The sequence below is a fragment of the Streptococcus sp. DAT741 genome, assembly GCF_009866825.1.
Taxonomy (GTDB): domain Bacteria; phylum Bacillota; class Bacilli; order Lactobacillales; family Streptococcaceae; genus Streptococcus; species Streptococcus ruminantium.
Map to the genome: position 1 here is coordinate 1,540,707 of NZ_CP019557.1, position 12,530 is coordinate 1,553,236.

The following is a 12,530-nucleotide window of genomic DNA, read 5'->3' on the forward strand; positions in this document are numbered from 1 at the left end:
CCTATTTTTGTCGGATGACAAAGCTACGCTTAGCCTCATTCATCTCACGCTTATCTTGTTTGCGATCACGTTTCTGGAAACGCTCCGCCTGATTTTGCTTCGCATTGTTGGATTTTTTATCACGGTAAACAGTAAAGTGACGAGACTGATCCGTTTGCTTCCCTTGTTGTTTGCTTTTTTTCTGCTTCTCGCTGCGACTATTTCTATTCTCTTTTGGTCCAACGGAATCCGTCCACTGCTGATTATGATTGCGGCTACGATTCCGGTTACGCCTGCGACGTGGTCTTTCTTCCACTTCTACTGGCAATTCCTGTGGATTCGGATTTGCTAAGACAAAATAGGCACAACCAAAATTACAGTATTCTGTCAAATAATCATCTAATCGGCTGATTTTTAAATCATGCTTTACGTTTTTATCATCTTTATAAAAACCCTTTAAGCGCAGCTGATCATTACCCCAATCGCCTACGATGTAGTCAAACTTGAGCATGAGTTGTGAAAAACGTTGACCAAAGATTGTCTGATCAAAGGCTTCTTTATAATCTTCTAACAAGTCTAATTCAATATTTTCGGCTACAACCTTGTCTCCGACACGGGCAAAGCTTGGACCTGGATATTTATTATAATTATACATTTCAGGTAAAATCTCTTTTTTCATTTGTCCTCCTATCTATGGAATGTTTATACTTTTGTTCCTAACCTTATCATTATAACATGATTCAGATTGAAATGCTTCTGCTTTGACATTTAGGAGAAAATTCTGACAGTTATAATAAAAAAAGAGCGACTTACTCGCTCTTTGTCTTCTTAAGATAATCAATAGCGTCTTGAACAGTCTGGACAGGGACAATTTCAATATCCACACCCGCCTTCTCAGCGGATTCTTTCGCTTCTTCATAATTGGTCTTGGCATTTGGATTCAGCTTCAAAATGGCTTCATCAACTGGATTATTTGGAACAAAGAAGATACTTGCTCCCGCTTTAGCCGCTGATAAAACCTTTTTATCTGCTCCACCAATATCTCCAACCTTACCATATTTTTCTATGGTACCCGTTCCTGCAATCATCCGTCCATCGCGCAAATCAGGATCTGCCAATTGAGTATAGATAGCTAAAGTGAACATCAGTCCTGCACTTGGTCCACCTATATTACCTGTTTGGAAATCAATTGGAACTGAGCTTTGAACCTCCGTATGATCAACAAGACCAATTCCAATACCATTCTTACCATTAGCTAATTTGATAATCTTACCCTTGGCCGATTTTTCTTCCCCATCGCTGATATAGCCAACTGTAACATCACTGCCCAATTCTAAACCACTAACATACTTGATTAAATCTGGTGATGATTCAAAGGTTTTTCCGTTGATACTAACAACTGTATCAGCAATATTAAGAATACTTTTAAAAGTAGAATCTTCTGCCAAGTTGAGAACATATACGCCAAAGAACTTCATATTCGCTTCTTTTCCTGCCAAGGTTAACCCTTGGTATTTGGCCATATTCTGTGAAGTTTCCATGTAGAAGCGAGCGATACGGAAGTACTCTGCACTATTGGCACCACCTGCCATCTCTTCAGCTGATCGCACACTTGTATGCGGGTCAAACTGGGCTGCTAACAGTTGCAAAGCTGTAGCTTGCTGAACAGACACATAAGTAAAATTGTAAGATCCCTCTTTCTCGTCTACTTGATTATTTACTGTTAATACTTGACGAATATCAGCAGCTCCTCCAGGACTTTCTAGATAATAAGGTAGGGGAACAAAGACAGTAAACCAAATCAAAAGAGTTCCTAAAACAATGGATGTGATTAAGAGTAGTTTTCTATTTTTTTTCATTCTTTTTTATTTCCTCACTAACAAAAGATGGTACATAGGGACTAATATCTTGTTTGTACTGTATCAGCTCACGAATTTGACTTGAAGAGATATTGCGATATTGAGGCTTTGAAATCAAATAGATTGTCTCAATATCTGGCGCTAACTGATGATTAAAATAGTCAAAATTAGCTTCATATTCTAGATCAATGCTATTGCGCAGACCACGTACGATATGGGTGACACCTCGTTCATGAGCCATATCAACAACCAGTTGCTGACCTGCCAAAAAAACTTCTATGTTTGGACTTCTCTCAAAGACTGTTTGAAGATGGCGCAAACGCTCTTTCCCTGTAAATAAAGAGACTTTATTAGGGTTGAAAAAAATACCGACATAGAGCTTGTCAAAAAGACCACTAGCTCGTTCAATCATATCTACATGCCCCTTGGTAATTGGGTCAAAGGAACCCGTGAACATTCCAATCTTATCTGACATACACTGTCACCTTACTAATTCCGTAAATTTTTTCCTTCCAAATACCTAGCTCTGCTATTTCCTCCGGAAGAGAAACCGCCTTATCCGTCTCACAAACCACCATGACATCTTCTGATAAGAGCTGGCGCTGACAAAGTTCTGTCACCATGACTTCAATCTCCTGTTCGGCATAAGGAGGATCTAGAAAAACCAAGTCAAACGGACCTTCCAGACTGGATAAGGCCTGACTTGCCTCCATAGCCAAAAGACGAAATTTAGTTTCTTCCTTTGTCATAGCGATATTTTCACGAATGATGGCTTGCGCTCGACGATCCCGCTCGACTAGAATTGCTGATGCCATCCCCCGTGAAACTGCTTCGATAGATAAACTACCACTCCCTGCATAAAGATCCAAGACATGACCGCCATCAAAGTAGGGACCAATCATATTAAACATGGCTCCACGAACCTTATCTGAGGTTGGTCTTGTTATTTTGCCGTCCAAGGTTTTTAATCTTCTTCCACCATAACTACCTGATACAATTCTCATAAAGATTATTATAGCAAAAAATAGAGATAACTGCTAAACCCAAGCATAGACTTCTTACTAATTCCTAGAGAAAGGAAAGCCTTTCTTTTGTGAAGCAACTGTCAACAGTTTTTATTTATACAACATTGGACAGATGACTAATCTCAAACTTGTCCTTGTGTAGACTGATAGCTAGATAAGGATAGATTCGGAAAACGATTTTATGGAAGTTTTGAAAGGTGAGAGTAGGAATATACTCCGGATAACTGGAGACAGTTATTTACCTAAAAAGTTGAGGCTAATAATTTGAGGTAATGACGGATTAAAACTGAGCTACAAAGTAAGAGAATAAGATGCTACGGCTAAAATCCACAAAACAGTTTCGTCTTGTCTCAGCATTCTGTTTTCTAGGCTATTGCTACCTTCTTACTCCTTGAACTAGTTATTTATTTAAAAGAGCAAGACCGGATTAAAAGTTCAGTCTCGCTCTTGTGTTATTAAGGATTATCCGTTGTTATATTTGGATCTGTCAAGTGTTCAGTTTCTGATGTTTCGCTCGTTTGGGGCGTGGTCTCTGTCTCAATTGAAGCAGAAGAATTTACAGACTCCTCCGCCGGTGCCGTTTCGCTGGACTCTACCGGAGAATTTGTACTAGTATCTGATGAGTTGATTTGCTGCTGATTCTCTGTAGTAAGAGGTGGTTGTTGCCCACGGTAGGTATTCTGAACTGGTACTGAGTAGGAACCTTGGCGACGAGTTTCTTTCTCAGAAGCAGTCGTTGATTGCTCGGTTTCGCTTTCAGCAGTTTTTTTCTGTTCCTCTAACTTTTTTGCCGCTTCTGCTTTAGCCAATTCAGCTTTTAGCTTAGCTTGCTTTTGGCTATCTGTTTGCTGGCCGACCAGCTCTTTTACTTGATTAATCCGTTTTTGCAACGCTTCTTTCTTACTTACATCCTTTAATTTATTTACAGCAAATTGAGCTTCAAGTAATTTTTCCTCAGTCTGTGTACCTTCTAATACGATTACAGCATTCTCAGCTTCTTGGATTAAGGTATCTGTGGCTTTTTTTTGAATGGTGGGGGCTTGCTGAGCAATAGTCGATTCGCCGCTTGAGGTTTGAGACTTCTTATGCCAGCTAACTGCTAGGCTAATCAATAAGACGAGTCCCATAAAAGAAATGATACCAATCTCAGTCCACGACAATCTTTCAAACTTCTTTTCCATACTTTTGTCCTTATCTGTCCTACCATTTATGAAAAAACGACTATCCAGCAACCATTACTACTTGGCAGTTTTCACTTTGCCATTCCAACCGTTTAAGCCGTAACTCAAGATATAGATTTCATTAAAGCCTTGTTTTTTTAGATGAAGAGCCGCAGGTGTCACCAACTGACCACGATCATTTTCATAAATTAAAACTGGTTTGTCCTTACGAAGAGCTGCTGTACTTTGTTTTAATTGCTGATAAGGAATGTTGCGGGCTCCCAAGATATGTTTTCTACGGAATTCATTAGGATCACGCAGGTCAACTAACTGACCTGCATGAATTTTTTCCGAAAACTCAGCATTATCAATCACTGTAGCTGCTCGATGCAATCTCCAGTAATTAAATCCCATCCATGCTCCCAACAGAACTAAAAATACTAAAATCATCCACAATGTTTCCATCAATGCCTCTCCTTCGATTGTTGATACTCTAATTCTAAACGATGCTCTCGTCTCAAGACAAGATCGGCTTCCATGTATTCTAATCGCTCCAACAAACCAGCCTGATAGACTCGATTAAGCTCTATCTGCATCATCTCAATATCGTAGAGGCGATTTCCCATGTAGACAATAATTCCGAAGCGCTTGAGCAACTGCTGCACATCATAAAGTCTTTTCATAGAAAAATTTTAGCAAAATATCAGGATTTTTTCAATACAAAAATAAACGTATATGGATGAATCCAAATACGTTGAATGCCTTACTAGCTGATATTATCTTCAACTTTTATAACAAAGAAAATAAAAGAAACGGTCCGTCCTAAGCCAGCTCCTCACTCTTTTATCTTTATTGTCAAAAAATAAAAAAATTTTAGAAAGGCTGTTATTTCAACAGTTCTAAGAATGTAATCCATTGATAGCTTACGATTTTATCAACTTTGACAGGACTTGTCTGCATGCAGTTGAATGGCAATTCGTATTTCCAATAGCCTCTATTGGAGCCACCCATTTTCTTTTGCAACTTTAGTGGCAGCAATGCGGTTTTCCACGCCTAGTTTAGATAGAATACCCGTCATGTAATTACGAACAGTCCCATTGGACAGGTAAAGCTGGTTTGCAATTTCCTTATTGGACAATCCATCCGCCACCAATTTAAGCAAGTGAGTTTCCTGCTTTGTCAAAGGACTACGCTGGGTTAAGAGGATGTCCATCAACTCTGGAGAATATTCTTTCCTCCCCGCTAGGACTGTATCAATGGTCTGCATGAGATCCGAAATCGAGCGCTCCTTGAGTACATAGGCATCAACATCTGCTTTGACTGCTCGCTCGAAGTAGCCTGGTCGTTTGAAGGTCGTCATCATGATAACCTTGACGGGTAGGGCTTGATCGCGCACCCAATCCAACACATCCAATCCCGTCTTTTCCGGCATTTCAATATCTAAAATCGCCACATCAACCTGCTCTTTTTTCAAAATAGAAATGGCTTGATTCCCATTTTCAGCCTGTAAAACAGCTGCCACCGTATCCTGAAAACTCAGGAGCTGACAGAGAGCGTCTCGCAACATCGACTGGTCTTCTGCAACCAAGATTCTCATTCTGATGCCTCCTCGATCGGTACTCGAATGGACAGGCGAGTAGGATTAGAAAGAGAAAGAAAATCCAACCTTCCCTGAATCGTTACCAGCCTATCTCTAATAGTATGTAATTCATTGCCTTTGAGTTGGGTAAAGCCAATTCCATCATCTTCGTACTTCAAAATAAGTCCCTGTTTCTCTCGTTCAAAAGTCAGATAACACTTACTGGCTTTGCTGTGTTTAAGCAGATTATTACCCAGCTCCCTTAACACCATAGCTAATTTATTCTGGACAAGCATACTCAACTGCTCTGCTATTTCCCTATCAAAAACGACCAAATCCACTCCTGCCAAGGCTAGCATCTGCTGCAAGATCTGCAATTCCTCTGCTATTGTATGTTGCTTAAGAGACTGAACAATCTGGCGAACATCAGACATAGAATCTTTTGCTAGGGTTTGAAGGTCGGCTACTTCTTTTTTAGCCTGTTCCACCTGATGGTGTTCCAAGAGAGTCCGAACTAATTCCGCCTTGACCGACATCATAGCAAAGACATGCCCCAATGTATCGTGTAGATCTTGACTGATACGATTACGCTCATTTTCAGCAAGTAAAAGATTGATAGAGGCATTTTGCTCCTGTAATCGCTTTTTCATGGCCTCTCGCTTAGCCTCCATCCGTTCAAATAACAATAAGGCAATACCGAAAAAGTGAAGGACAAAAATGAAAGCACGAATCTCAAAAACGACAGGTCCAAAGGAGGCCCAAAGCAAAATAGCTACCAATAACGCCGTATAGGAAACTGTTCGGTAAGACCATCTATCCTCTTTATAGTGCCAGGCAAGCATATTAGATAGGTTAAAGAGAAAGAGGGAAAATTGCAGATTACTACCAAAACTCATAACGGCAATATAGCCAATCATATAAAACCAGGCCAGCATAGAATAAAGTTTGTGGTTAGTATAAAAGAGCGAACAATAGAACAGAGCAAAGAGAATCGTTGATACCACTATTAGCACTGCATTAGGAGAATACTGAGAATAGTAAAGAGGAAAATAAAGAAAGATCATGCCTACAAAAAACATGGGCGATATCTTTCTCTTCTCAAATATAGTGAAAAATTTCATAGAACCTCACTTGACTTGGCTCTTTCTACTGAAAAAGAGAGCTATTACTAGAAAAATTATCGCATATCCTAGTACAATAAGCAAGGACTTCCATAAAAATTCACTGTTCTGAGCATAGGTGACTACTAGCTGATTGACATGGTAACTTGGTGTTAATCTACAAATCTTTTGTACCCATTCTGGAAAAGTATGGACAGGCATCCAAGAACCTCCGAGAATTGCTAGAATAAAATAAAGCAGATTACTCACTACAGACATGGTTTGTTCTGACTGGATTTGTGCCAAGAGTAAGCCAATAGCTAGAAAAACTACCGAGGTTAAGAGAAGGAGAATTGCTGACACACTCCATCCCCAAACGGATAGTTTCACCTTTTTGATTAGGCCTCCAACCGCAAAAACGATGAAAATAGACATAAGAAAACAAAGAAAGACTCGATAAAGCTTAGATACGTAGTACTTCCATGTGGATAAAGGAGAATGCTGAAGAAAAACTAACCAACTATTTTTACGATCCTCCGCTAACATCATAGGAAAAGTAAAGAGGGCAAAGCCTGACATAGAAAAATTGGTCATCGTCAACATATAGGATTGGATAAAGTTTTTTTGCATGTTGGGATCATTAAATTGCACTATTGAGGAAAAGATGAGGAAAAAGATGACTGGCATCCCTACCGAAAGTAGGAAGGTTCCCAAATCCCGTTGTAATTTAATGCTTTCAATTGCTAACAGAGCTTTCACTTTTCTTCCCCCTTTGTTTCATCAAATAGACTGTTAAGCAAGGTCTTATTCTGCACTTCCAAATCTGAAATCCGGCAACCGGCTTTCTGTAAGCCAGCCCAAACTTTCTCGATTTCTCTCGTTTTAAAGCTGACGGTATCCTGTTTATAGGTCACTTCTCTAATATCTGCCAGCTTCTTTACGACACTTATAAAAGCAATTGGCAAGGTCACTTCCTTTTCTCGTTCCTCGCTCCGCATAGCAAATGGTGTCGTATCACGCAAGAGCTTGCCCTGATGCAAAACCAAAATCCGTTCTGCTGTATGCTCTACCTCTTCAATGTAGTGACTAGTATAGAAAATAGTTACTCCTTGCTCCTTGAGCTCATGGACTATCTCCCAAAAACGTCGACGAGTTGATGTATCCATACCTGCTGTTGGTTCGTCCAAGAAAAGCAGTTTGGGCTTGCCAATCAAACAAATCACAAAAGCTAGGAGTCTCTTCTGACCACCTGATAGCTTCCCAGCTAGTTGATTTTTTTGTTCTGAGGAAAAACGGAGCAAGCTGTCAATTTCCTCATTTGTCAAACTATCCTTATAAATGGCTTGAAAAAAACGAAGTAATTCCTTTACTTTCAAATCCGTTGGAATAGCATTGTCTTGAGGCAAAACGGCTACCCTTTCCCTATTAGCTTTAGTTTGTGGATCCTGACCAGCTAGTAAAACCTGTCCTCGGGAAACTTTCTTATCACCCAAAAGACAAGATAGGAGCATTGTCTTACCAGCACCATTAGGACCAATCAAAGCAACACATTCTCCGCTCCTAACTTCAAAAGAAATATCGGACAAAATCGTCCGTCCCTTGATAACTTTTTCTATCTGACTTACACTAATCATCCAACTCTCTCCTTACAGATTATGCTAGCAACCAAACTGATCATAAGGCCGGCTGGCACTGACCAAAACAAACTATCAACAATAAAAACTCCATTTCCAAATAAAGTACAGGAAGTATAAATCAAAATAAGCGCTACCGTAAAATAGAGTACCACCCCAAAAACTGTCCTCATCACTCTCTCCTTACATACCTGATAGATTCTACACGTTTAGTATAATCTAGCCGTTCAATCTTCACTAGAAACCTTTGTCATGACTTGAAATGACAAATGTCACATGAAATGATAGCATAGAAAAAAGAGCCATTTCAGACTCTTTTTCATCTATTTCCTACAATTCAGGTGCTTGACCGAGTTCTGCTTGAAGCATCCAAATATGCTTTTCAATGCTAGCCTTCGCAACATTAAAGATGTCATTAGTCACGCTGTCACCCTCGTCATCACTAACATCAAAACCTCGTTGGAACAAATCTGCCAAATAGCGGAAAACTGTCACCACACGCTCAAGCTGTTCTTCCAAAGATAAGTTGTAATCCCCCGGTACTTCCTTAAGCTGACTATTTTCACTAAATTCCTTGAGGGTTGAGAATGGAGCACCGCCTAGTGTAATCAAACGTTCACTCATCTCATCAAGGTAGCCGTCTACTTCATCCATATATTCATCCATCTTCGGATGCCAAATCATGAAGCCACGACCACGCATGTACCAATGAACTTGATGAAGAATAGAATGAGCGACAGATAAATCAGCTACAGCCTGATTGAGAACCGCCTTGGAATCAACCAATGCTGCTGACTGACGCGGGCTAAAAGAAGCAATTTCTGCTGGAGATTGGTAGTAATTTTGTTTCATTATTCATCACCCTTTTCTTTATTTATAATTATTATAAATAAAAAAATAAAAATTTGCAAGCAATAGCCATCAGGTAAGACATCAAAATATATATCCTCCCTGCATGCAAACGAATCACTTGCCATATTAGCTTATATGAGTTACACTACTAACATAAGTAATATATGGTTTTCCATCTCACGAAAATCATCACACCCGTCTATTGAGAAGGAGGGATTTTATGTCAGAAGAAAAATTTGGCGCAAAACTAGAACAGCTAGCCGGCTCCGTAAAAGAAGGAATCGGTAAACTGACAGGCGATAAGGAAATCGAAATGGAAGGACTTGTCGAAAAAGGAATTGGTAAAGCAAAAGAATTAGTAGAAGATGCAAAAGAAGGCTTCGAGGGGGCAGTGAAAGGTATCAAAAATGCCCTTGATAAAGAAGACAAATAACTAGATAGGGTGACTTCGGTTGCCTTTTCTTCTGCAAAGAAAGGATACATCATGAAGAAAATTGTTTTTGTTTGTCTAGGGAACATCTGCCGTAGTCCAATGGCTGAGTTTGTCATGAAGCATCTGACAGATCACTTCCATGTTGAAAGTCGCGCTACTTCCGGTTGGGAACATGGAAACCCCGTCTACCCTGGTACTCAAAAAATTTTCAAAAAGCATAACATCCCCTATGATGCAAGCAAAACCTCACAACAAATAAGTCAAGCAGATTTTGAACAATTCGATATTATCATCGGAATGGATCACAATAATGTTCTTGACTTGAAAAAAATGGCACCCGACTCTGCAAAAAGTAAAATTTTCCAATTCGCAGAAAAATCCGTCCCTGACCCTTGGTACACGGGAAACTTTGATGAGACCTATGCCATGGTGACAGAAGGGTGTAAAAACTGGATAAAGAGATTGAAGTAGGTTAGCAATTTTAAGATTCTTTGCGTAATATTTTTGTAATATTTGTAAAAAAATGGTAAACTAATCCTGACTGAACTGACAATTTCTTGCTGTATGCTAAGTAGAACTGATGAAATCAGTCAATCTAATCCTATCGAAAGTTGAAAACTATGAAAGAGTTCAAATTACCTAGTCTCAATAAACAACAGATTAGTAACTATTTTACCCGGCAGAGACTCGAAATACTCGCCCTCCTCGTCATCTTATTCTGCGCTCTCTCCGTTTTTACAGGACGAATCGGAACGAAGCAGGCTATGACTTTCCATAATGGTGCCCTGCGCTATAACGGCTACCTTGTTGCTAATAAAATGAATGGGCAAGGAAAGTTGACATTTGAAAATGGAGATGTCTACGAGGGGCAGTTTAAAAATGGGATTTTCCATGGTAAAGGAACCTATACATCCGCAAACGGTTGGGTGTATACCGGAGAATTTAAAAACGGCTATGCAGAAGGTAAAGGCAAACTGACAACCGAAGGACAAGCCACCTATGAAGGAATATTTAAACAGGGGATTTATCAATATGAGAATTAAATGGTTATCCGTTATACGCGTTATCGGGCTAGTCTTCGTCTTGCTCTATCACTTCTTCATTAAATACTTTCCAGGAGGCTTTGTCGGAGTTGATCTCTTCTTCACCTTGTCTGGTTATTTAACCACTGCCCTTCTCATTGATGAGTTTGCCGAGTATAAAAAAATTGATTTGGTAGGCTTTCTCAGAAGAAGATTATACCGCATTCTTCCTCCCTTGATCCTGACGATTCTTCTGGTCCTACCTCTATCTTTGCTCATTCGTTCTGATTTTAGGGCAAATATTGGTAGTCAGGTCGCAGCAGCTCTTGGTTTTATGACCAACTTCTTCGAGATTCTATCTGGTGGTAGCTATGAAAATCAATTTTCTCCTCATCTCTTTGTTCATACTTGGACATTAGCTATTGAAGTACAATATTATCTTATCTGGGCTGGTTTAGTCTGGTATTTGGCTCGTATTTCTAAAAATATTGGTCAATTCCGAGGAACTATTTTCTTGACCTCAGTTAGTCTATTCTCATTAAGTTTCCTTACCATGTTCATCTCTAGTTTCTTTGTGGATAACTTCTCGTCCATTTACTACTCTAGTTTTGCACATACTTTTCCCTTCTTCCTTGGAGGTATTCTGGCAACGATTACTGGCATCAGCCATACAACCAGCTCCTTCCATCGAAAAGTTCAAAAATTGACCCCTAAAAGAACATTGGGACTATTCGCTGGTGGGGTAGGGGTAGAGCTTATTCTCCTCTTCACGCTCCGATTTAGTTCTATTTGGACCTATCTCATCGGTTTCCTCCTATCCAGCCTTGCGACAGCTACCATGATTTTTGCTGCCCGTGTACTCCATGAAAAAACGCAAAAAGTCAGCGAACCAAGAATCATTCTTTTCTTGGCAGCTATCTCGTATGGTATCTATCTCTTTCACTGGCCACTGCTTGTCATCTTTACCCAGTTGATGAGTACAGGTATAGCCGCTATCTTATCTTTAACTTTCTCTATAATCTTTGCAGCGATTTCCTTCTACGTTGTAGAACCCTACATTGCAGGAAAAGTTGGAATGGTCTTTAATCTTCCCCTGGATCTCAGACCTTACAAAAAATGGGTGACTGGATGTTTAGGAATATTTACTGTCATCGGTCTAGGAGTTTGTTTATTTGCTCCGAAATTAGGAACATTTGAGCAAGAAAGCCTCATCAGCAATCTTTATCAAGCCCAAACCCAGCTCAACACCACTCGTTCAGCAGCTGAAAATGCCAAAGCTACAAGTTTTGAAATCCAAAAAGGGGTGACAATTTTCGGCGATTCTGTCACGGTTCGGGCAAGTACTGCCCTTCAATCTGTCCTTCCTGATGCACAAATTGACGGAACTGTCAGTCGCAATCTAACTGAAATTGCCCGTTTAATTCACCTTTACAAACAAAATAATAATTTGAGAGAAACCATCGTTGTATCTCTAGGAACCAACACTTCTGAGAATTATAAAGAACTCTTGGATCAACTAGTCAAGGAATTTCCCAAAGGACGCCGCTTGATTTTTGTGACTCCTTATGATGGTAACTTTGCACCAGATAATTCCATTGCTTACAAAACAGGACAATATGAAAAAGAACTCGCAAAAAAATATGAATATATTTCGATTGCGGACTGGTATCAAGTAGCAAAAGACAACCCTCCAATCTGGTACAATACTGACTTGGTTCACTTCAATCTTGAAACCAATGGTGCTGAACTCTTCGCCCAAACCATAAAAAATGCAATTGATGCTGTTGCACAAGGACCTATAAAGAACTAAAATACTTGTGCACCATCGGATACAAATGATGAAAAACGAACAACTGTATTTTTTGCTAATCAGCATGTTACGGTTGC

At 39.7% G+C, this 12,530-nt stretch carries 16 protein-coding genes; 4 read left to right on the forward strand and 12 right to left on the reverse strand.

Annotated features, from left to right (window positions below; all coding sequences use genetic code 11):
* Position 1: 1 nt before the first annotated feature.
* The 12 genes from BZG42_RS07245 to BZG42_RS07300 form a co-directional block, all read right to left on the reverse strand.
* The gene (locus tag BZG42_RS07245) at positions 2-658 is read right to left on the reverse strand and encodes a YutD family protein (RefSeq protein WP_155964235.1); all 657 of its coding nucleotides are present in this window, start codon (positions 656-658) and stop codon (positions 2-4) included.
* Between the two features lie 130 nt (positions 659-788).
* The gene (locus BZG42_RS07250; RefSeq protein WP_155995512.1) at positions 789-1,838 is read right to left on the reverse strand and encodes a SepM family pheromone-processing serine protease; all 1,050 of its coding nucleotides are present in this window, start codon (positions 1,836-1,838) and stop codon (positions 789-791) included.
* On the reverse strand, positions 1,825-2,313 hold the full coding sequence (gene coaD / locus BZG42_RS07255; protein ID WP_024533097.1) for a pantetheine-phosphate adenylyltransferase: 489 nt from the start codon (positions 2,311-2,313) through the stop codon (positions 1,825-1,827). The genes BZG42_RS07250 and coaD overlap by 14 nt, the downstream gene beginning before the upstream one ends.
* Positions 2,303-2,842 (reverse strand): 16S rRNA (guanine(966)-N(2))-methyltransferase RsmD, encoded by a 540-nt coding sequence (gene rsmD / locus BZG42_RS07260; RefSeq protein ID WP_120172021.1) that lies wholly within the window; start codon positions 2,840-2,842, stop codon positions 2,303-2,305. The genes coaD and rsmD overlap by 11 nt, the downstream gene beginning before the upstream one ends.
* 476 nt (positions 2,843-3,318) lie before the next feature.
* Positions 3,319-4,044 carry a serine protease gene (locus BZG42_RS07265; RefSeq protein ID WP_120172022.1) on the reverse strand — a complete coding sequence of 242 codons (726 nt, stop codon included), beginning with the start codon at positions 4,042-4,044 and terminating at the stop codon, positions 3,319-3,321.
* A 57-nt stretch (positions 4,045-4,101) separates the two neighbouring features.
* Entirely contained in the window at positions 4,102-4,488 is a 387-nt protein-coding gene (locus tag BZG42_RS07270) for a rhodanese-like domain-containing protein (RefSeq protein WP_120172023.1), read from the reverse strand.
* Positions 4,488-4,706, reverse strand: coding sequence for a YqgQ family protein (locus tag BZG42_RS07275; protein WP_024533101.1), 219 nt, complete (start codon positions 4,704-4,706; stop codon positions 4,488-4,490). Before BZG42_RS07275 ends, BZG42_RS07270 begins: the two co-directional genes overlap by 1 nt.
* A 311-nt stretch (positions 4,707-5,017) precedes the next feature.
* Positions 5,018-5,620, reverse strand: coding sequence for a response regulator transcription factor (locus BZG42_RS07280; RefSeq protein WP_120172024.1), 603 nt, complete (start codon positions 5,618-5,620; stop codon positions 5,018-5,020).
* Positions 5,617-6,681 (reverse strand): sensor histidine kinase, encoded by a 1,065-nt coding sequence (locus BZG42_RS07285; RefSeq protein ID WP_155964939.1) that lies wholly within the window; start codon positions 6,679-6,681, stop codon positions 5,617-5,619. The genes BZG42_RS07280 and BZG42_RS07285 overlap by 4 nt, the downstream gene beginning before the upstream one ends.
* Positions 6,682-6,729: 48 nt before the next feature.
* Positions 6,730-7,461, reverse strand: coding sequence for an ABC transporter permease (locus BZG42_RS07290; protein ID WP_120172026.1), 732 nt, complete (start codon positions 7,459-7,461; stop codon positions 6,730-6,732).
* Positions 7,458-8,336 (reverse strand): ABC transporter ATP-binding protein, encoded by an 879-nt coding sequence (locus BZG42_RS07295; protein ID WP_120172027.1) that lies wholly within the window; start codon positions 8,334-8,336, stop codon positions 7,458-7,460. Before BZG42_RS07295 ends, BZG42_RS07290 begins: the two co-directional genes overlap by 4 nt.
* A gap of 330 nt (positions 8,337-8,666) precedes the next feature.
* Complete coding sequence (locus BZG42_RS07300) at positions 8,667-9,191, reverse strand: Dps family protein (RefSeq protein WP_024532543.1); 525 nt, start codon at positions 9,189-9,191, stop codon at positions 8,667-8,669.
* Positions 9,192-9,408: 217 nt separating this feature from the next.
* Between BZG42_RS07300 and BZG42_RS07305 the strand changes: the two genes are divergently transcribed.
* From BZG42_RS07305 to BZG42_RS07320, 4 genes are all read left to right on the forward strand, one after another.
* Positions 9,409-9,621, forward strand: a complete 213-nt coding sequence (locus BZG42_RS07305; RefSeq protein ID WP_024532544.1) for a CsbD family protein — start codon at positions 9,409-9,411, stop codon at positions 9,619-9,621.
* Positions 9,622-9,672: 51 nt separating this feature from the next.
* Entirely contained in the window at positions 9,673-10,092 is a 420-nt protein-coding gene (locus tag BZG42_RS07310; RefSeq protein WP_024532545.1) for a low molecular weight protein-tyrosine-phosphatase, read from the forward strand.
* Between the two features lie 149 nt (positions 10,093-10,241).
* Complete coding sequence (locus tag BZG42_RS07315) at positions 10,242-10,664, forward strand: membrane protein (protein ID WP_024532546.1); 423 nt, start codon at positions 10,242-10,244, stop codon at positions 10,662-10,664.
* The gene (locus BZG42_RS07320; RefSeq protein WP_155995510.1) at positions 10,654-12,453 is read left to right on the forward strand and encodes an acyltransferase family protein; all 1,800 of its coding nucleotides are present in this window, start codon (positions 10,654-10,656) and stop codon (positions 12,451-12,453) included. Before BZG42_RS07315 ends, BZG42_RS07320 begins: the two co-directional genes overlap by 11 nt.
* The last annotated feature ends 77 nt before the right edge of the window (positions 12,454-12,530 follow it).